The sequence below is a fragment of the Nostoc sp. NZL genome, from assembly GCF_015714705.1.
Lineage (GTDB): Bacteria > Cyanobacteriota > Cyanobacteriia > Cyanobacteriales > Nostocaceae > Nostoc > Nostoc foliaceum_A.
Genome location: NZ_WBKL01000034.1, coordinates 29,105 through 50,175, shown reverse-complemented (window position 1 = coordinate 50,175; position 21,071 = coordinate 29,105). Strand labels below are relative to the sequence as shown.

Sequence of the window (21,071 nt, the reverse complement as noted above, 5' to 3'; positions counted from 1 at the left end):
TAAAAAAATTATTCAAACAGAAATATTTGGAAATAAAAAATTTAGAAGATGAAAGAATAAAATTAGAGCTAAAAAATAATAAAAATCTGAAAATAATTGATGAACTAAGATGGGAAAAGCAAGAAAACTTTAAAGCAGTTTTACTGTTGAGTAATGCTTATTTTTTAATGTTAGAAAAGATAAGATTGCTTGGCGAAGGAATTAAAAAGCTTGCAGAAGACACAAAAAATCAACAAGAGATTGTTCAGCAGATAGTTAAAAATTTGGAAGTATATCAAGAGATTTACGAATATCAAAGAAAAGCCTATAAGATTCGTCAAGAGATAGCAAAAATTGCCCATGCCGCAATCAATTTTGAAAATTCTTTACAAGATTACTTTAGTCCCTTTCAATATTTAATAGATGAAGTCGTAAAAGTAGATGAATATTTTTACGCAACTGTCGGAGATATTAAAATTTTAGGGGATAATGTTTTAAAGTATCATTCAAATTTATTTAACCTTGAAGATAACGAGGCAATTTCTGAAACTTTCCTCGATTTTATGGTGACAAGTTACGATAAAAAAGCCAGATTAAAAGATGCTTTTATTCAATCTCAATTATTAGATTGGCAAATGCATAATTTTGATTTGAGCGAAAATGGTGTCTTTTTAGATAAGGGTATTGATTTAATATCTGACTATATATCCAAGCAACTCACTGATCAAAGAGAAGTGCTAGGCATAGCAGAAGTAAATTTTGTCTCTACAGTGCCTCTATCTACTGTTGAAGACACAGGATTCATGGGACTGACTAATAACAATGTTACGTTAAAAAAAGAACTTTTAAAAAATGAAAACATTGATTATACCCAATTGCGGCATCTCCTCGCGGAGCATAAATGGAAAGAAGCCGACATTGAAACCACCAAATTAATGCTAAAAGTCATGAGCAAGAATTATTGGAATGAAGTTTATAAGGAAGATATTGATAATTTCTCTTGTCAAGAACTCCACACCATTGATAAACTTTGGGATCAATATAGTTATGGTTATTTCGGCTTCAGTATTCAGCAAACTATCTGGAGCGAAATGGGTGGTCAAGTCGACTATGAAACAGAAAAGAGACTTGGCGATCGCCTTGGTTGGCGAAAAGAGGGAAAATGGTTAGACTATGAGCAATTAACTTTTAAATTGTCCCCCATGACACCGATGGGACACCTACCAGCCAAATGGTTACACTATGACCAAGAGAGCTTTGACTTATCCCCAAAATCATCTACAGAACATCTTTCAATGGGAGCTTGGCGGGTAAAGTCTTGGTTAGTTTGGCAGATGCACTTATTCTTTTCTCGTGTAAAAACTTGTAACAAAAGTTACCTATAAATTAATTACATACTTATTAATAATATAAAAAAAAATTTAATAATTTTAGGATAAATATGAGTAGTAGTAAACATTCTGATATAGAAATAGAAATTTTACTTTTGGGAAAATGGCGTTTTGATACGTATTCTGAAAAAATTACTATTGAATTTAAAGATGATATGACTTATGAGCAAAATAGGGTTCAAATACTTCTTTTCTCTAAACCTAAAGAATTTCTAACAGGTAATAAATTTACTGGTGTATGGTACGTAACTCAAAAAAAGTTACATTTAAATGTTAGAACTATGCCAAAATCATTTTTTAATTTAAAGGTGCCACTAGCTTTTAAAATTTCTTTGGCAGATATGATAGCTACTTTAGGTTCTGTGTTTATGCCAGAAAATTATGAAGTTCTTAGAATTAATAGCTCTAAATTTCTCATAAAAGATAAAGAACAATCAATTATTGGGACACGAATAAATAATACTAGGAAGTAATATAGTTTGCAAATTATCTTTCCTATGACTGCAAACTCAAACGTGACAACATTTCTGGCTAGAGGGACTGATACTTTTAAGATTTAAAAATATAAAGGGAATCATCCGGCTGCCATTCTGTGTGTGAGATAGCGAAATATACGACATCATGTCCGTAATAGCTAGCATTCTTTTCGTACTTCATCCCTACTTTTTGAATCACACGCACTGAAGCGATGTTTTCTGGATGTGCGATCGCTACTATCCGATCTAGCTTTGCTTGCCAAAATCCAAACTTTAAAGTTGCTTGTGAGGCTTCAGTCCCCAGTCCCATGTTCCAATAGAACTTGTCAAACACATAGCCAAGCTCAACTTCCGGTGTATTTTCTAGAAAACTAAGTCCACAACGACCAATCATTTTACCAGTTTCTTTGTATATTACCGCCCACATCCCAAAGTTGTGTTTTTGCCACTGTTGGATATGTTTGCTTAAACTTGCCTGGGTTTGTTCTCTTGTTCTTGGCAACAGATACCTCATGATTTCTACATCGCTGTAGAGGCGAAATAGGTAATCAAGGTCTTTTAGAGAGAAGTGCCTTAGTTGCAGCCGCGCAGTTTCAATCTCCACAATTACCCCAATTCAGAATTAAATTTACAAAATGTAAAGAGAATCATCTGAGCGCCATTCTGAACGAGCCAGAGAATAATACACTACATCGATTACTTCTTTGACCTGATCTTTAGGTATAGACCTTCTAGGTGAATACCTCATAACTGCTGGGTTGCTCAAAATGGGAGCAAGTACATCCAAATCTTGAGGAGTATAGGGTCTTAGTAGTAGTCTTGCGGTTTCTATCTGAGGCACGGTATCAGAATAGGAAGATAAATGCTACTTTAAACAAGCGTATTTTTTTACAAACATTAATATAAAATATAATGCTCTTACTATGAGCATCTATCAATCTCTCAAAAAATCTTATACGCAAGACCGTCGGCGTGAAAATGACTGGCGGTTGTTTTTGCGTCTAGTTCCTTATGCCCGTCGTAGCAGACGGCTATTGGCGCTGTCAATGTGCCTACTCGTACCGCTTGCCCTAGCTAATGCCGTACAACCGCTGTTGATTGGCCAAGTTATCTCCCTGATTCGCAATGAACCAAACACTTACGAATTTCTTAGGAATCGCCCCTTGTCCGAAGGGCTACATATTCTGGAGGGATTATTGTTGGTTGCGATCGCAATCCGCTTGATTTTGACGGGCTACCAAGGTTACGTAGTACAGAAGCTAGGGCAAGAGATCACCGCAGCAATTCGCCAAGACTTATTCCAGCATGTTACATCGCTAGCAGTACGCTTTTTTGACCGCACCCCCGTAGGTAAATTAATCACCAGAATCACCAGCGATGTGGAAGTTTTAGGCGATGTATTTTCTACTGGAGCAATTGGCATTGTGTCCAATTTGTTTTCCATGCTGGTGATTTTGGGTTTAATGTTTTCCATCGAATGGCAACTCACTTGCTTGCTGCTATTGATGTTGTTACCAGTTACCTGGTTAATAGTTTACATTCAGCAACAGTACCGCAAAGCCAATTACAAAGGGCGGGAAGAACTTTCTATCCTAAACTCACAACTACAAGAAAATGTGCTGGGCATTAACGTAGTGCAGTTATTTCGCAGGGAAAAATTTAATGCCGAATTGTTTCGCGCCACAAACAGCCGCTACACTCAGCAAATGGATCAAACCATCTTTTATGATTCATTTATTTCAGCAACCTTAGAATGGATTGGTTTGATTGCGATCGCAGCTGTTTTGTGCATGGGTGGTTGGTTACTGTTAGGAAAAACTTTGGCTTTTGGGACTTTATCTGCATTTATCTTGTATGCCCAACGATTATTTGATCCTTTAAGGGATTTTGCCGAAAAATTTACAGTAATTCAAGCTGGTTTCACTGCCATTGAACGCGTAGGCGACATATTGGATGAACCAATAGAAATCCGCGATCGCGCCAACGTGCGCTTCTCAATATTTGATGCCAAATTTGGCTACATAGACGAGATAGTTGCAAATCTAGAATCCCCAGACCTCACTTCCCCGCCTGAACTGGGAGAAATCCGTTTTGATCATGTTTGGTTTGCTTACAAAAACGATGAATACGTAATTAAAGACTTAGATTTCACGATTCATCCTGGTGAAAAAGTGGCATTAGTCGGCCCCACAGGTGCGGGTAAAACTTCGATCATCCGTCTTTTGTGCCGCCTCTACGAACCTACTCAAGGGCGCATTCTCATAGATGGCGTAGATATTCGAGAGGTACCACAGGCAGAACTGCGGCGTTATATGGCAGTCATTCTACAAGAAGGCTTTTTGTTTGCTGGGGATGTTAAAAGCAATATTTCTTTAGGAGATGGCTATACCGTTGAACAGATTCAACAAGCAGCAGAGGAAACCAACATTGCCCAGTTTATAGAAGAACTACCCCAAGGTTATGATACTCAACTTCGAGAACGGGGCACAAATATTTCTAGTGGTCAAAAGCAGCTTTTAGCTTTTGCACGGGCTGCCATTCGCAGTCCCCAAATTTTAGTACTAGATGAAGCTACTGCTAGTTTAGATGTTGGGACAGAAGCTTTAGTTCAAGAGGCATTAAACCAGCTTTTGCTCAGACGTACCGCTATTATTATCGCTCATCGCCTGTCTACGATTCGCAATGTAGACCGGATTTTTGTTCTGAAGCGTGGCGAATTAATCGAGCAGGGAAGTCACGATCAACTACTGCAACAAGGAGGGCTTTATGCCACTTTGCATAACTTGCAGATGTTGGGAAGTTAGGATATTTTCAGGATACTCCTAAGTTGGCAAACAGCGATCGCTATCTCTGTGACGACATCTATACCAACAAGTGAAAAATCAGGGTGTCTTATTTAGAGTAAAATAAAACACTTTTAAAAACTAGCTGTATCGCTCCTTAGCTTACAGTTTAGCGACATTTTAAGTTAAAAAAAATCAAGAACCAGTTTAAAAATTTTTCCAGCCGCCATTAGTGAAAAACTGTAGATATAGCAACAGCCAAGGTGATTAGGACATCAACAGATGATAAAACTTAGACACAAAAAGACTTTTCACCTAATCCCCAGTCCCCAGTCCCTTGCTATAGTTCTTGGCGTTGCTAATTGAATACATAAAAGAGCTTCATGCTCCAGATAAATCTGACCAAAGGAATTCTCTACCCAGAATTACGGTGAGTGAGAAAAAAAGTACCTGATAGTTTTTTATTAAGCACGTTTTTGCAATGATTCATATCCAAATTCAGGAACGCATAGTTGTTTTTTAAAGTAAGAACGGTAGAGTTCGCAACGCGGTAGGATGCGATCGCCTTCATAAGTTATCAACCCCAAGCTTTCGAGCTTATGAGCATAAAGGGGATTCAGGGAAATGCTTTGCTTTGCGGTCATAACTTCAACATATGCCTTTACCAAATTGGAATTTTCTTGCAGGATTGCCCAGTGTCGCCACAAATGATAACGATATATACCGCCGTTAGCCATCGCCTCCTGTATGAGTTCTTCTAAGGTGATTCCTTGACAGCATAGATAATACAGAGCAATCCTAATTAGTGCTGGATGTCCCCCCACAAGGGACATCAGTTTGGTAACCTGCTTACTAGAAGTCCAGTCTAGCCCATGCCGTTGCGCTAAATATTCTACTTGGTGCTCAGTAAATTCTGGTAGCCGAATCGGGAGTCCGATATTAAATGGGGAGCGGTTGATATCTAAGGAAACATACACTTCTGTAGAATAAACCACCACTAGCCTCAGTTTCTGTAAGTTGGTATCTTGTCTTGCTTCTTCATACCAAGAACGCAACAAACCAAAAAACTCCTCAGCAATTTGAGGATATTCAAAAAAGCGGTCAACGTCATTTAAGACTAAAACTACTGGACTTTGACTCTGCTTGAGCAAATAAGATTGCAAGTATAAACTGCAACTCAACTTACAACCTATTTCCTCATGCCAATTTTCATCTAGCTTGGGGTCAATGCCTAATTCTGTTGCAATTTGCCAGCAAAAAGAACGCAAAAGCTTGTTTAAGTCTGTCAGACAGTTGGCATCGATTTGCTTGCAATTCAGGTTTACTGGGCGATAACCTTGCATCTGGGCAAAGGCTAACAGCCTCAGTACAAGAGAACTTTTTCCCATCTCTCTTGGTGCTCGAATCCGAATCACACAGCCTGGTTGAATTATTTCTCGATAAACTAGTTCCTCAATGGGGGGACGTTCTACATAGAAGGGGGAATCTAGGGCTACGGGGCCATCTGGATATGACCAAAGATTTTCGAGTTGGTTATGGTGTTGAGTAGCAAATGAATCTAGGGATAAAAGCGGTGATATTTTTTTCTCTTCTGTATCTAAACTGAGTAAGTAACTTCGAGAGCTTTGAGAATTATTCGGTTCACTCAGAATTGCATAGTCTTCCCTTTGTAATTCTAGATTAAAGGCACTAAAGCACAATTTCAGGGTTTTTTGATCCACACCTGTATTCAATGACCATAATCGATTCAGAGTTTTGGTAGAAACACTCATGCGATCGCCTAAATCTTCTAGAGTGAAGCGTTCGCCATTGTTTTGAACCTTTTCCATAGCCAGAATTGCCGCTTGCAAACGCTTCAACCCAGCGATCGTTAGGACAATTCCCCGTCTTCGCGTGCTCTTAGATTGCTTCATATCGCTAATTATCTATTTGCTTTTTTATTTACTGTCTTAACTATCTCCTCATTGTTTCATGTTTTTAAGCAGTTATTCAACAGTTAATTAGCTGTTAGAAAATTATCATTTTGCTAGTAAAAAAAAGATACGCCACTATTTGATATCAGTGAGATGAGTGGGTACAAAAAAACATAACTATATTGTATTGATTGTCATTTTTTCTTCCCCTACGGAAAGTTGCTGACGCATCTGCATCAATTGTCTTTTACTACTTGCAAATAAAAAATCACAAGCCTTAATAGCTCAGTTTATTTATGCCTACTGACTAAGTGATTACTGAAAATTATTTATTATCTGGTATTAATCTAGATTTTGCAGTGCAAATGTATCCAACAAGGTGTAGGCAATGTCTACGATGGGCTACGCCTACGCTTCTAAAAATTACGTAGTCCTTGCAACACACAGTAGGGGTGCATAGCTAGCTGTGCACCCCTACTAAAGACCTATATTTTATGCAACTGAGAAACGCTACAATCTATTATCAGGAAGAGTAAGCGCGTTACCCAAGTATTAGAAGAGTTCGGTGGTTACACACCAGCGTCCCTATTATTACTCTTTTATTGGCGAAAGAGTATTAGTACTTGCTACCAACGAAGTATTGTAACGCATTTAGCGCCGAACTTTGTTAGAGATGTCTTGGCCTGCCCGTGCCGCACTGTCCCCTACATCGCTAGCAGTTTCCTGAGCGCCTTCTACGTAGCCTGAACCAAATTCTTTAAAGGCTTCTGCTGACTCTCCTGCAATCTTCTGAAGTCTTTCACCAGGAGAACCTTCCGTTTCACGAGCTTCTTTATTCCACTGCCCTATTGTTTTCGGTCTTTGAGCATCATTTTGCTCTACCTGTTCGCGGACTCTCTCCTTTAAGCCTTTGTCATTCTGCCCATAAGTAACATTCGTCGTCAGCACTAGAAAACCAACTAGGACAACAGCCAAAAAACGTTTTACCTGAAGTCCATTAAGTAGAGAACTGATGTTACCAATCGTCCTAGAAATCAAATTTATCATTGCTAATTAGCTTATTTTTTGACTACACATAAAGATTAACTATAAAAAGATAATTAACCTTCTAGCAAAAGGCATATTTTAGTTATAAAAAATAAATAATTTTTAAATCTTGGGGAAGAGGTGATTTGTGAGCTATATGGATATTTACCATTCGTCTATGGGTACAAGCAACGATCAATAATGCCTTTCTACAGATAGTTTGTATAACAACCGAGAGAGATAATTATCCAAAAGCGAATGCTAAATGAATACATCAAACTGTTATTAGAAATTAGATAAAGGTCTAAAATCCCCCTTGCTTACACTTTTTAAAATTTCCTAAAAAAAATCATTATGCTCCAAAAACTACAACAGCTCCAAGCGATTATGGCTTATAAAAACTCAGGGAATTTGGGTGATATTGCCATTCTTAAATCTGAATTTTTCGGTGCTAAAGTTTCTCCAATAGTTGCCTCCAAACTACAACCAGTAGCGGGATATTATCCCGTAATTGATTTGAACCAATTAAGCCAATATCCCCAAGGCTCCTTTGGACGAGAATATGCCAATCATATGCGGATAAATCAACTAAAACCATTAAACATCAGCCCGGAACTAGAAGACATTGCCAAACGCAACCTATTTGCTCTGCGATATTTAGTCACCCACGATATTTTTCATGTATTGCTTGATTTTGATACCACCTACGCGGGAGAAATTGGTGTACTTGCTTTTGCTGCTACACAAAACTACAGTAAATCACTTCAAATCGGTTTGTGGTTGGCTAGATTGCTCTATCCCATCTTGGCTCCCCAACAAACCAAAGCGATTTTCGTCAACCTAGCGAAAGGGCGAGAACTAGGCAAAAAAGCTGATTTTATGTTGGGCTACCGCTTTGAAGACCATTGGGAAGAACCAATTGAGGATGTAAGAAAACGGTTGGGATTAAGATAAATTTACCCAATTAATCCGAAAAAAGCATTTTCCTGCTCAATAACAGCTCTTTTGGAAGTTTAGCTCTTTGTTTATAAAACATGCTTGAGTTTCCTTCGGCTTCCAAATGTAGCACTAAATACATTTTTAATGCTACATTTGGTTTTTAATACAGATACAAATAAAAAAAACATGTATCTATAGTTAGATAAATTATCTATCTTAAGATATACATAATTCCTAAAGAGCTACTAATAACAATCATTAGTCAGCCAATTTTTAGGCTAGAGGCAAATTTTTGTCTAACTGAGTGGATTTATACCGTAATTCCTAGATATTTGAAGGGCTTACAGACGACAAATTAATCCACATTTTTCCTCAATACGAGAACTGCTTTAGGTGGAAAGCCAAAGGATGAAATACTGGATAAGGAAATTAGCAATTTGTATAGTATTACTGTATAACTTGCTCCTATCAAGTGATTACGCAGGAGCAAACCAACTTTCAAATATTGATGTGCAACAACTAAATGCACTCCCGGTAGTTGAAAACTTAGCAAGTGCTGACAATAATCTTGCTAAGAGTAGAAAAGAAGACTTTTGTCGAGTGCATGAGGTTGCCAAAAGAATAGATAAATTAGAGGGACTCTTCACAGTTTATTGCAGTGAGGATTCGGGCAAAATTTACTTAGAAATTAAACCAGAACAACTAAATAAAGACTATCTAGCTATAGTGACATTGGAATCGGGCGTTGGGGAAAAGGGAATTTATAGTGGATTACCTCTTTCTGATTTTCTCTTCTACTTTCAACGAGTAAACAATAGATTGCACTTTGTTGTTCGTAATGTTAAATTCCGTGCAGAAAGTAGACCAGAACAGCGATCGCTTGCTCGTTCATTTAGCGACTCAGTTCTTTATTCGCTCGAAATATACACTATTGATCCGCACAGTAAAAATATTCTGATCAACCTGGATGAACTGCTAATGCAGGATTTTCCCGGATTAACTCCCCTATTAAAATACTCTTTGCAAGCTGATTACCACTTGGATGCACACAAGTCTTATTTGGGAGATGTTAACAGCTTCCCAGAAAACGTAGAAATTGATTCTATTTACGGTTTTTCATCACCAGAAGGAGCAAATTTAGTCACCGTACCCGATAGCAGGGCACTCACTCTGAAGGTACACTACAGTTTTTCTCAGCTTAGAGAAAACACTGGTTATATTCCCAGACTTGCAGATGACAGAGTGGGATATTTTATTACTGCTTTCCAAGATTTCTCTAATAATAATGCTCATGAATCATTTGTACGTTACATCAATCGTTGGCATCTAGAACCATCCGATCCTAAGGCTCCTTTATCTCCACCCAAAAAGCCAATTGTGTTTTGGATTGAAAATGCTGTGCCACTAGAGTACCGCGATGCAATTCGTGAAGGTGTTTTGATGTGGAACAAAGCATTTGAAAAAGCTGGATTTAAAAATGCTATTGAAGTGCAGCAAATGCCAGATGATGCCGATTGGCAACCGGCAGATGTACATTACAACACTATTCGCTGGTTCAATTCTTTAGATGCAGGTTTTGCCAGAGGCCCAGTGCGCGTTAATCCATTCACCGGGGAAATATTGGATGCAGATATTATTGTGGATGCCAATATGGTGCGCTCAATTCAGCAAGAATATCACGCACTTATGGATGGGCACTTTTCCCAACTGGGTAAAAACTCATGTCCAGCTAATTTATCTGCAATGTTATCGAAAGGTTTTAAAGCTTTTCCTGAGCAACATTTAGCAGACAATGACCTCTGCTATAGCATGGAGTCTTCATCTCAAGCCGCGATGGGGGCGTTGGTGTTGTCAATTTTGCCAAGCACTACACCCAGTAGTGAAACGATGAAAGAGTATGTGCATCAATACTTGCGTTCTCTCATCGCTCACGAAGTCGGGCACACTCTCGGTTTACGCCACAACTTTCACGGCAGCACCATGTTAGCGCCCGAAGAATTAAATAATACTGAAATCACTCACACTAAAGGTTTAGTGGGTTCGGTGATGGACTATCTACCCGTGAATATAGCTCCACAGGGAGTACAGCAAGGTGATTATTTCCCAGGAGTTGTTGGGCCCTACGACGAATGGGCAATTGAGTATGGTTATAAAAAAAGCCCATCAGTAGCACTTGAGGGAATCATTCCAGAATCAGAAAAAAGTTTTTTAGAGCAGATTGCCCTAGTGTCGCCTCAACCAGAATTATCTTATGCAACTGATGAAGATATCTGGGACATTAATCCTTTGGCAAATGTCTGGGACATGAGTAGTGATGTGCTACTTTATTCGCAATGGCAAATGGATAATGCCCGTTTTATGTGGCAGCACCTTGATAAGGGTTATCTATCGAAAGGAGAAAGTTATAGTAACCTGCGTGGCTCATTCAATAGAGTACTTAAATATTATTTTCGCAACGCCACCTTGCTTTCTAAATACATTGGTGGACAATCTTTTCGCCGTGTCCATGCTAGTGATGATGCTTCTTGGGCATTTGTACCAGTTTCACTTTTAAAACAACGTCAAGCATTGACAAAGCTTCAAGAGTATGTATTTGCTGAGAATGCTTTTAGCTTTTCACCACAATTGCTCAATCAACTAGCACCGTCACGCTGGGAACACTGGGGTAGTTCTGTACCTAACAACCGCCTTGATTATCCAATTCACGATCGCATTCTGAGTTTCCAGAGTGCGGTACTGCGATCGCTACTAGACAGCGATCGCCTGAATCGTTTACAAGATATAGAATTAAAAACCCAGCCTGGAGAAGCGCTTTCCATCCCGGAACTGTTAGACACCCTGCAAATAGGCATCTGGACAGAAGTTTTAACTCCAGGAGAATCAAAGCCAATTTCTAGCATCCGCCGTTCATTGCAACGGGAATATCTAAATATTTTGCTAGAGATGATGTTGGGTACTACTGATACACCTGAAGATGGCCGGACACTGGCTTGGTATGAATTGCGCCAACTGCAAAAAGCGATTGATGTCAGACTCAAGCAACTGAGTGAAAGCCTTGATATTTACACCCTAGCCCATTTAGAAGCTTCTGGCGATCGCATCACTAAAGCATTAAATGCCCAGTTACTTTCTAAATAGGAGGTTTGGCTTATATCTGGGTCGGTGATCCGAACGGCGTACAAATCCAAATTCTGGCTACTTGGATTTTTTATGCTGTTCTCATATCATGTCCGCCTAATTAGTTATAATTCCCGCATCTGTGCAAAAAGCGCAAAAGCCTCTTTCCCCCTGCTCCCTGCCCCCTGCCCCCTGCGGTCTAAATGATAAGTCTTTAACCGGACACGATATCAATCAATTATTTATTAATGTGGCGTAGTTTACCGCCGTAGGCATCTTGATGGTTCCGGGATTTCTAATCGCCAGGACTACATCCGTTTTAAATCTTGTAAAACGGCGGCGGCTGATTGATAGCGATCGCTAAAATGATAGCAAACCATCTTATCTAAAATTGCCGCTAATTCTTCACTCACTTGCACCGTTTCTCGCCACATCACATTACCCGTTTCTGGATCTGGGTAGAGTTCTTGCGGTGGTATCCCAGTTATGGCTTGAATCGCAATCATTCCTAAAGCATAGATATCACTGCACAAGCGGGGATGACCGGCAAATTGTTCTGGAGGTGCATAACCCCGCGTCCCGATGGCTACTGTGGCTAATTCTGTTTGCTCACTACTGGGCGGTTGCATCAATTTGACAGCACCAAAGTCAATCAAGACCAGCCGATTATCTTGAGCACATCTAATAATATTAGTCGGTTTGATATCACGATGAATCACTCGATGTTGATGAACAAATTCTAGAACTTCTAAAACTTGTTTGAGCATCTCAATTACAAATGATTCGTTCTGCACATTTTGCACAGGTGGTAATTCTTCACTTAAGGTATGTCCCTCAATATATTGTTGAATTAAATAAAATTCTTGGTCATCTTCAAAATAAGCAAGTAGTTCGGGAATCTGATGATGTCTACCCAAAGATTGTAAAATTTCAGCTTCACTATTAAACAACCTGCGAGCAACTTGCAAAAACCGTGTATCTTGGCGGGCTGGCATTAACTTTTTCACTACACAAATCGGATTACCCGGTCGTTGAGTATCCTGTGCTAAATAAGTGCGACCAAATCCACCAGCACCAAGAGTTTGAGATATTTTGTAGCGTCCACTCAAAAGCAAATCACCTGATTTTGTTTCTGGTGAATCAATTGGGGGAAGAAAATCAATAGACGAATCGGGAATTGCTGTTTTGTCTTCTAAGAGGACATTTAATTGGGCGATTGCTTCTTGTTGTTTTTCAACTTGCAGAATAATCACCTGAGTTTGTCGCTGATTTTGGTAGCTAGTATAAGCAATCACACAGATACTACTAAACACCAAAGCAAGCGCAGAAGGGATTAACGGCACCCATCCGGCTTGCAAAAACAAAGCAACGCAGATTAATACCAAGCCAAGTAGAGTTGTCCCTCCCGCCACTAGCAAATGCAACGGATTTTGCCATCGCCATGCTAAAACACTACCTAAAAGCGACCAACCCAACACCCAAATCAGTTCCACCCAGTCTGGCCAATACCAAATTAGCGATCGCCCATCCAACACTGTACTGATCAGTTGACTGGCTATCTGTGCATGAATAAACAGAGCAGGCATTCTAGCTGGTTGATCTGGCAAAGTGCTGTAGGGCGTATAAAATCCACCTGGAGGGAGATTAGTTGCTGTGGTACCGATAATTACAAGTCGGTCTTTAATTAGATTTGGGTTGACTTGGCCACTAAGAACTGCTGTGAGGGTTACTTGGTCGGCGAGGCTGTCGGGGTGACGGTAATTCAATAATATTTGATAGCCACCTGCATCCAGATGTTGGTAGCTACCGGAATTAGCTTGTAAACGTGGGAACAGGGTTTTACCTAACTGAAAATCCCCTTTATTAGTGAACTGGTATTCAATGCCTTGTTTTTCCAGATAATTAATTGCAATGAGGGCACCAAATGCAAATGATGTTGTACATTTCTGGTCTGTAGAGTGAGCAAATAACAAACTACGGCGGAGAATTTGGTCGTTTTCATGGTCAGCAACCACATCGCTAAACCCAACATTATCTATAGGGAAATTGGGTGGCGGTGGCATTTCATCTCTACCCAAACTGCTGAACAAGCAGGTGCTGATGATGTTATCTTGATTTTGCAGATTAGCCGCCAAATTGTTGTGTTCTGGTTGGAAAAGATATAAACCAACAATTCGCGGTTGATAAGACTCTATTTTCTTTAATAGCTGATTGATTGTACGATCTGATAGAGTCCATTTCTCTCGTTTGAGATCGTCGTCAGTAATTTTTACTAGCAAAATCCGCCGATCGGGTGCTTGTGCTGGACGCGATCGCAACATCTGGTCATAAACTCTTAACTCCCAAGGCTGCAACCATTTGAGTTCCCGAACTCCCCAGATAAAGGCGGTGACTCCCACACTGGTAACCAAAATAATTTGCAACCAGCTTTTGCTCTTGGAAGTTTCACGGGAATCCTGAACTTTGACAAAGGGGACACGGAGTTTTTCTAATAGTCCACTAATCACGGCGTTGCGGCGGTAGCCTGAATTGGGTAGATGTTGCAGGCGCAGAAGTTAATTTTCGGAATCTAGGTTAAAAGCTAGTTAACCTGAAGCTCCTATTAATGTAGCAATTTACTTGCTGGTTAGAGACCTTGGCGTACTCCTATTCTTAAAGCTTAGGCACAGCCCACAGAATAAGACAATCGCGCTATACGGCTAATTCTCTGTTTGAGATTTGTGAGCATCTTCAACAGAACTGGCAATTGGGAAAGAAATAGGACTAGAAGATGGGGTTAGTGAATCTAACTGGGGTTGTTCTAGTGATGCTTCGATACTCGGATCATCAAAATAAGAGCCAACGATTTTATCGTAGTTAGAAGCAACTGCTAAAAAAGCGCCACCCAAAATATATATAGGTAATGGCAGATTGAATTCTTGCAACCAGTCAAACAGTTCTGCTAAAGCAAATAGCACAAAAAAGCAGGCAAGCCAAACCCTCATATTTTCATTCCCTGGATTAAAACAACTCTATTACTAGCTTAAATAGCTTGAATGATAGTTGATGTAGTACATAATCACCAACTTACAACCTCTATAACTCTAGATAGATGTAGTGAGAGTTATAGCATCTGCTATATTCCAATATCTAGTAGAAAAATAAAAATATATTTAGCTTATGCCAGCAATCGAACAGCCAAAGATTGCACAGTTGGTTCGTGAGACTCGGCAGTGCCTCAAACTTTCACAGGTAAAACTGGCAACGATGTTAGGGGTTTCGTTCCACACTATAAACCGATGGGAAAACGGACGGACACGACCTTCGCCACTGGCTATGAAAGAAATTGAAAAGCTACTATACCAAATGGGAGAACCCGGTAAAGCGCTTTTAGCCAGATACTTTCAAAAATGAGGAGCAGAGACTGTGGCTGCTGAAGTGACAGCAACTATCACCCAAGACGTTGAACAAGTCTTAGCTAGGATCAGCGATGCTTTTGTCATATTGGATCGTGAATGGCGCTACACCTACGTTAATGACAAGCTAGCTGAACTAGCTGGGATAAATAAAGAAGACTTCTTAGGCAAGAGTATTTGGGAGTTTCCTGACACAGTTAATAGCGTACTCTACACTGAACTGTACCGGGCTGTTGCCGAACAAGTTCCAGTAAATTTTGAGTATTTCTATCCAAAATGGCATCGCTGGTTGGAAAACCGCGTCTATCCCTCAGAAACTGGCGTATCAATCTTAATTACAGATATTACTGAGCGCAAACGCAGCCAACAGCTTTTAACTGCCCAGTATGCGATCGCTAACCTCCTCTCTGAGGCGACTACGCTTGTGAATGCAGTTCCAGCTATTTTACAATCCTTGTGCGAAAGTTTAGGATGGCAAGCTGGGATCATCTGGAGTGTTGACGATGAAGCTAATGTTCTCCAGCGCATGAGTACTTGGTATTCATCTGACTTGGAGAAAGAGCCATTCATCCAACAGACAATTGCTTTGGGTGAAAAGTTACCCGGTCAAATTTGGGCAAGTGGTCAACCTGTTGGGATTTCAGAACCCGCTCAAAACGAGAATTTTTTTGCCGCCGCCATCGGATTTCCGATTCGGCTGGGTAATAAAATCTTAGGTGTGATCGAATTTTTCAGCGAAGTAATTTTAGAACCTGACACCAATTTACTCCAAATGATGAGTGCGATCGCCACTCAAATTGGTCAGTTCATTGAGCAGCAGCGAAGTTCGTCGTTACTGCAAGAAAGTGAGGAAAAATATCGTCGGATTTTTGAAACCTCAGGTGTCTCGATTGGGGAGGAAAATTTTCCTCTTGTTAAAGATTTAATTAATCATCTAAAAGCTCAAGAGGTTACAGATTTGCGGCAATATTTGGGTGAACAGCAGCAAGTAGAAGAAAATCTGCGTCATAGTGAAGCACGCTACCGCTCACTGGCAGAAGCAAGCGCATCCATAGTCTGGAGCGCGGGGCCTTGGGGCAACGTTGTTGACGAGATTCCAACTTGGGAGGCGTTCACTGGGCAAAATCCCGAAGAATACAAAGGATGGGGTTGGGTTGACGCACTGCACCCAGATGACCGGACATCTGTAGCTGCTATTTGGCAACAGGCTTTTTTTGGACGCAGCGTTGCAGTTGCCGAATATCGTGTTCTGCGGCATGACGGCGAATACCGTTACATGAAGATACGCGGTGTGCCTATACTCGATGAAACAGGCGAAATCGAGGAATGGGTAGGAATGTGCGTAGATATCAGCGATGTCTACGACGAGCTTCGCTTACGCAAACAAGCTGAGGCAGAACGTGAGCAATTGCTGGCGCTACTGAAAACAGAACAGGCTCGCTTGGTTGAAGCTAACGTTCTGCTTGATACCCTCTTCAATAACGCACCTATAGGTATTGGCTTATGGGATGAGAAATTGAGATACGTTCGATTGAATGATGCTTTAGCTGAGATTAATGGTTTTCCCCAAGAGGTGCATATCGGTAAGACCGTCGCCCAACTGCTACCTGGGGTAGATTCTGCGGTGATGGAAGCTTTCCAGCATGTGATCGAAACGGGAGAATCTATTGCCCAAGAGGCCAACGGAGAGACACCAGCCGCGCCTGGAAAGCAGCGGCACTGGTCGGTAAATTACTATCCGATTAAACTACCAAATGATATTACCTGGGTGGGTGCAATCTGCCAAGAAATCACGGAGCGCAAGCAAGCAGAAGTCGAGCGTGAACAGCTATTTGAGCGGGAGCAAGCGGCTCGTGTTGACGCTGAAACTGCCAAAGAGCAAGTTACCAAGATTTTAGAAAGTATCACTGACGGCTTTCTTGCCTTTGATAGTGAATGGCGCTTTACTTACCTCAATCATGAGGGAAGCAGGACTCTGGGGCGTTCCTGCGAGGATCTGCTCGGAAAAAATTTGTGGTCAGAATTCCCAGAACTGGCTGGTACTAGCTTTGGTCAGCTTTATCAAAGGGCAGTTGATCTAGGAATGCCGCTTGAGCTTGAAGATTATTACCCACCCTTTGATGCATGGTTTACGGTTCGCGCCTATCCTTCATCCACAGGGTTATCGCTTTATTTCCGTAACATTAATGTCCGCAAGCAGGCAGAGGCAAAACTGCGCGAGAGTGAGGCATGTTTTCGGCTGCTGGCTGAGAATTCAACTGATATTATTTCACGTCATACAATAGATGGAACTCTTCTGTACGTTTCACCAGCTTGCTGCACAGTACTGGGGTATCAACCAGAGGAACTAGTAGGTCATCACAGCCAGGAGTTAGTTCACCCAGACGATTTGGTAGAGATTGCTAGTAATTACCCAGTCAATGCCGATTTACCAGATATTTATACCATTACTCACCGTGCTCGTCACAAAGACGGAAATTATATCTGGTTGGAAGCAACTATTCGAGCTATTCGCGATCGCCAAACTAAAGAAATTGTAGAGATGCAGGCATCCTCGCGCGATATTACTGAGCGCAAGCAGGTGGAGGAGGAGCAGCGTTTTCTAGCTGAAGCTAGTGGAATTTTGGCTGCATCATTGGACTACGAGACAACCTTAGCCAGTTTGACGCGTTTAGCAGTGCCTAAAATAGCTGATTGGTGCTTAGTTGATATTATTTGTGACAATCAATTAGTCCGCAGGATTGCAGCAGCCCACGCCAATCCAGAGAAACAAGAATTGGTAGAACAGTTACAAAATTATCCGCCTGATTTGACACGAAGAGAAGGTGTTGCTGAGGTAATACGGACAGGCAAGTCACAAATTATTCATTTTATTTCTGATGAACAGATGCAAGCGGCAACCCAGAACACCGCTCACCTAAAAATCTTGCAAGAACTAAATCCTACATCTGGTATGAGTGTACCGCTCATAGTTCGAGGAAAGGTGTTAGGAGCTATGAATTTGGTATCTTCTTCAGGTCGTCGCTACGACACCAAAAGCCTAATGTTAGCTGAGGAGTTGGCTTGTCGTGCTGCCGTAGCCGTTGATAATGCCCGACTCTATACAGAAACAGAGCAATCTCAACAGGCGACTTTACGGGCAGCATCTCGCACTGCGCGTCTGCAAACCATTACCGCTGCACTTTCTGAATCTCTAACTCCGGCACAGGTTGCTGAAGTAATTGTAGAGCAAGGTATGGCAGCTATGAGAGCTAGTTCTGCTTTAGTAGCACTAGTGACTAAAAGTGGTACTGAACTGGAAATTATCCGAACCGTTGGTTATCAACAAGAAGCAGTAGATTTATGGCGTCGATTTTCTATTAATGCATCCGTACCACTGGCAGAAGCAGTGAGAAACAAGCAGCCCATCTGGCAAGAGTCAACAACAGCAAGAATTGCTCGTTACTCACATCTTGCTAAAGAATACGCCCAGCTTGACTACGGCGCTTGGATTTCAATTCCATTGATCATCGAAGGACGAGCCATAGGGGGAATGTCTCTAGCTTTTGCCGAGATTCAGGAGTTTAATCAGGATGACCAAGCCTTTATGTTGGCATTAGCACAGCAGTGCGCTCAAGCAATGGAACGTGCCCGCCTATACGAGGCAGAGCAAACGGCACGCGAAGCAGCAGAAAACGCCAACCGGATTAAAGACGAGTTTCTAGCAGTCCTTTCTCATGAATTGCGATCGCCACTCAACCCAATTTTAGGATGGTCTAAGCTACTCCAAACCAAAAAACTTGATGAAAAGACAATCCCTCAAGCCCTGAAGACTATTGAGCGAAATGCTATATTACAGGCTCAACTAATTGAAGACTTGCTGGATATCTCCCGGATTTTACAAGGTAAACTTAGCCTGAATATCTACCCAGTTGATTTGACATCTGTGATTTCGGCAGCAATGGAAACAGTCCGGTTATCGGCAGAAGCGAAGTCAATTGAGATGCATATCAGCCTGAAACCAAATTTGGGGCAAGTTTTGGGTGATTCTGGCCGATTGCAGCAAGTCGTCTGGAACCTACTCTCAAATGCAGTTAAGTTTACACCTGCGGGCGGACGGGTTGATATCCGCCTATCATCATGTACTAATTCCAATTCCAACTCAGCACTAATTCAAGTCAGCGACACTGGCAAAGGTATCGACCCCAATTTTCTACCTTATGTGTTTGAATATTTTCGCCAAGAGAACAGCAGCACCACCAGAAAGTTTGGTGGACTGGGATTAGGGTTAGCGATCGTCCGTCACTTAGTCGAACTGCATGGCGGCACAGTCCAGGTAGAAAGCGGGGGCGAAGATCAGGGGGCAACTTTTACTGTGAGACTCCCACTGATCCAAAATCAATTAGAGATTAAACAGGACAGTAGCAACTCAGAGACATCCTCAAATTTAAATGGTGTCAATATTTTAGTAGTGGATGATGATGCAGATACGCGAGAATTCATTGCCTTCTTGCTAGAGCAGTATGGGGCAAATGTGACAGCAGTAGCATCAGCAGAAAAAGCACTAGCCGCTTTAAGCCAATCCTTGCCAGATATACTTTTAAGCGACATTGGAATGCCAGAAGTGGATGGCTGTATGTTCATGCGACAGTTGAGAACACTACCACCAGAGCAAGGAGGGCAAATTCGAGCGATCGCACTTACCGCCTACGCTGGAGAAATGAACGCCAAACAGGTACTTGCAGCCGGATTTCAAAAGCATCTTGCCAAACCAGTAGAGCCAGCCGAATTAGTAGATGCGATCGCCAACTTAATAGCTGAATAAACCTGCCTCTACCTTCATACTTTATTATTTGTGACCATCAAAACAAAGAGATTCTGCGGCTTGGGTTGCACAATCCAAAATGGAATTAGGGAGTAGCAAATAGTGAAACTAATTTTACCCGATCATCTGATTGCTGATATTAAGCCACACCTACCATCTGATATAGATGTTGTAGAGGTGGATAGTGAAGGTAATCTCGATGGTGATGCCAGTGATGCAGAAGTTTATGTCAACGGATTTTATCTGAAAACCTCTACTCTTGACAAAGTACTGACAGCAGCACCAGCACTGCGTTGGCAACAGTCACCAAGTGCTGGTGTGAATCACATCCTCACGCCAACTTTTTTGCAAAAGGACATCATCCTCACCAATGGCGCAGGGGTTCACGCAATTCCAATTTCGGAATTTGTATTGGCATTCATGCTTTATCACGCCAAGAATCTGCGAAAGTTGCAAACTTTGCAGAATGAACACACTTGGGTAAGAGGAGTGTTTCTCGAAGAGTTGGCAGACGCGACTTTATTAATTCTCGGTACTGGGAATATTGGTCAAGCGATCGCATCTCGCGCTAAAGCCTTTGGAGTTCAAGTTTGGGGGAGTCGCCGCCATCCTGAACCGCTACCGAATTTTGACAAGGTTGTGGGTGCCGATGAGTGGCGATCGCTCCTACCAGCAGCCGACTATGTAGTTATTGCTACACCGTTAACTCCAGAAACTAAAGGCTTGATCGATGAAGCTGCATTGCGCTCTATGCGTCAGTCTGCTTATCTAATCAATATTGCTCGTGGTGCGATCGTTGATGAAGTTGCATTACTCACCGCACTACGTGAAGGATGGATTGCGGGTGCTGGATTAGATACAGTGGCTACAGAACCTCTGCCACCAGAAAGCCCCTTGTGGTCACTACCGAACGCCTTTATCACACCCCATTGTTCAGCCCTTTCACCACCGCTGAAAGAGCGCATAGCACAACTGTTTCTCGACAATCTCAAACGCTACCAAACCGGTCAGCCTTTGCGGAATGTCGTAGATAAGCAAGCAGGATACTGAGCAATTCAAAAGACCGAGCATTCAGATTGCCATTATTGTGACTTTACCCATAAGCTTGCCGTTGCGGCAAACTTATGGGTATGTACATTAACTAATTATTTGTCAATTTAACAAAATATTGTCACAATATTCTAAATACCTAAAACCCTGACATAGCAAGGATTATGTCAGGGTTTTAGGTATTTAAGACAGTTATAC

At 41.3% G+C, this 21,071-nt stretch carries 14 protein-coding genes; 8 read left to right on the top strand and 6 right to left on the bottom strand.

The genetic code is table 11. From position 1 onward, the window contains the following. Window positions 1-1,364 (top strand): GUN4 domain-containing protein (locus F8R90_RS04625; RefSeq protein ID WP_196509760.1); only part of this gene is annotated, 1,364 nt, incomplete at its 5' end. Between the two features lie 56 nt (window positions 1,365-1,420). After that, window positions 1,421-1,843 carry a hypothetical protein gene (locus F8R90_RS04620; protein ID WP_196509759.1) on the top strand — a complete coding sequence of 141 codons (423 nt, stop codon included), beginning with the start codon at window positions 1,421-1,423 and terminating at the stop codon, window positions 1,841-1,843. Window positions 1,844-1,919: 76 nt separating this feature from the next. Here F8R90_RS04620 and F8R90_RS04615 read toward each other — a convergent pair whose 3' ends face one another. Together F8R90_RS04615 and F8R90_RS32640 are read right to left on the bottom strand one after the other, a co-directional pair. Next, entirely contained in the window at window positions 1,920-2,450 is a 531-nt protein-coding gene (locus tag F8R90_RS04615; RefSeq protein WP_331000601.1) for a GNAT family N-acetyltransferase, read from the bottom strand. Window positions 2,451-2,474: 24 nt separating this feature from the next. After that, window positions 2,475-2,687, bottom strand: a complete 213-nt coding sequence (locus tag F8R90_RS32640; protein WP_196509758.1) for a GNAT family N-acetyltransferase — start codon at window positions 2,685-2,687, stop codon at window positions 2,475-2,477. Between the two features lie 82 nt (window positions 2,688-2,769). Between F8R90_RS32640 and F8R90_RS04605 the strand changes: the two genes are divergently transcribed. Then, the gene (locus F8R90_RS04605) at window positions 2,770-4,650 is read left to right on the top strand and encodes an ABC transporter ATP-binding protein (RefSeq protein WP_196509757.1); all 1,881 of its coding nucleotides are present in this window, start codon (window positions 2,770-2,772) and stop codon (window positions 4,648-4,650) included. Between the two features lie 443 nt (window positions 4,651-5,093). Here F8R90_RS04605 and F8R90_RS04600 read toward each other — a convergent pair whose 3' ends face one another. Further along, a complete protein-coding gene (locus tag F8R90_RS04600) occupies window positions 5,094-6,542 on the bottom strand; it encodes an AAA-like domain-containing protein (RefSeq protein WP_196509756.1) in 1,449 nt (482 codons plus the stop codon). Between the two features lie 651 nt (window positions 6,543-7,193). Then, entirely contained in the window at window positions 7,194-7,589 is a 396-nt protein-coding gene (locus F8R90_RS04595) for a hypothetical protein (RefSeq protein WP_190892161.1), read from the bottom strand. 333 nt (window positions 7,590-7,922) lie between these two features. Here F8R90_RS04595 and F8R90_RS04590 point away from each other — a divergent pair, with 333 nt between their 5' ends. Together F8R90_RS04590 and F8R90_RS04585 are read left to right on the top strand one after the other, a co-directional pair. Next, window positions 7,923-8,522 (top strand): Coq4 family protein, encoded by a 600-nt coding sequence (locus F8R90_RS04590; protein ID WP_196509755.1) that lies wholly within the window; start codon window positions 7,923-7,925, stop codon window positions 8,520-8,522. A gap of 393 nt (window positions 8,523-8,915) precedes the next feature. Next, window positions 8,916-11,645: a zinc-dependent metalloprotease gene (locus F8R90_RS04585; protein WP_196509754.1), complete on the top strand. Its 2,730-nt coding sequence runs from the start codon at window positions 8,916-8,918 to the stop codon at window positions 11,643-11,645. A 287-nt stretch (window positions 11,646-11,932) separates the two neighbouring features. Here the strand turns inward: F8R90_RS04585 and F8R90_RS04580 are convergent, their stop codons facing one another. Together F8R90_RS04580 and F8R90_RS04575 are read right to left on the bottom strand one after the other, a co-directional pair. Beyond that, window positions 11,933-14,131 carry a CHASE2 domain-containing protein gene (locus tag F8R90_RS04580; protein ID WP_196509753.1) on the bottom strand — a complete coding sequence of 733 codons (2,199 nt, stop codon included), beginning with the start codon at window positions 14,129-14,131 and terminating at the stop codon, window positions 11,933-11,935. Window positions 14,132-14,323: 192 nt separating this feature from the next. Then, window positions 14,324-14,608 (bottom strand): hypothetical protein, encoded by a 285-nt coding sequence (locus tag F8R90_RS04575; RefSeq protein ID WP_196509752.1) that lies wholly within the window; start codon window positions 14,606-14,608, stop codon window positions 14,324-14,326. A gap of 175 nt (window positions 14,609-14,783) precedes the next feature. Here F8R90_RS04575 and F8R90_RS04570 point away from each other — a divergent pair, with 175 nt between their 5' ends. The 3 genes from F8R90_RS04570 to F8R90_RS04560 all read left to right on the top strand — a co-directional run bounded on the left by F8R90_RS04570 (window position 14,784) and on the right by F8R90_RS04560 (window position 20,873). Continuing rightward, a complete protein-coding gene (locus F8R90_RS04570) occupies window positions 14,784-15,017 on the top strand; it encodes a helix-turn-helix domain-containing protein (RefSeq protein ID WP_190892148.1) in 234 nt (77 codons plus the stop codon). Window positions 15,018-15,029: 12 nt separating this feature from the next. Then, window positions 15,030-19,823 carry a PAS domain S-box protein gene (locus F8R90_RS04565; RefSeq protein WP_196509751.1) on the top strand — a complete coding sequence of 1,598 codons (4,794 nt, stop codon included), beginning with the start codon at window positions 15,030-15,032 and terminating at the stop codon, window positions 19,821-19,823. Between the two features lie 102 nt (window positions 19,824-19,925). Further along, window positions 19,926-20,873 carry a D-2-hydroxyacid dehydrogenase gene (locus tag F8R90_RS04560; protein ID WP_331000600.1) on the top strand — a complete coding sequence of 316 codons (948 nt, stop codon included), beginning with the start codon at window positions 19,926-19,928 and terminating at the stop codon, window positions 20,871-20,873. Window positions 20,874-21,071: the final 198 nt, after the last annotated feature.

Bases quoted from the DNA above. Each gene is read 5' to 3' on its own strand.
- F8R90_RS04620 (WP_196509759.1), top strand. From the start codon at position 1,421: ATGAGTAGTAGTAAACATTCTGATATAGAAATAGAAATTTTACTTTTG.
- F8R90_RS04605 (WP_196509757.1), top strand. From the start codon at position 2,770: ATGAGCATCTATCAATCTCTCAAAAAATCTTATACGCAAGACCGTCGG.
- F8R90_RS04600 (WP_196509756.1), bottom strand. From the start codon at position 6,542: ATGAAGCAATCTAAGAGCACGCGAAGACGGGGAATTGTCCTAACGATC.
- F8R90_RS04595 (WP_190892161.1), bottom strand. From the start codon at position 7,589: ATGATAAATTTGATTTCTAGGACGATTGGTAACATCAGTTCTCTACTT.
- F8R90_RS04590 (WP_196509755.1), top strand. From the start codon at position 7,923: ATGCTCCAAAAACTACAACAGCTCCAAGCGATTATGGCTTATAAAAAC.
- F8R90_RS04585 (WP_196509754.1), top strand. From the start codon at position 8,916: ATGAAATACTGGATAAGGAAATTAGCAATTTGTATAGTATTACTGTAT.
- F8R90_RS04575 (WP_196509752.1), bottom strand. From the start codon at position 14,608: ATGAGGGTTTGGCTTGCCTGCTTTTTTGTGCTATTTGCTTTAGCAGAA.
- F8R90_RS04570 (WP_190892148.1), top strand. From the start codon at position 14,784: ATGCCAGCAATCGAACAGCCAAAGATTGCACAGTTGGTTCGTGAGACT.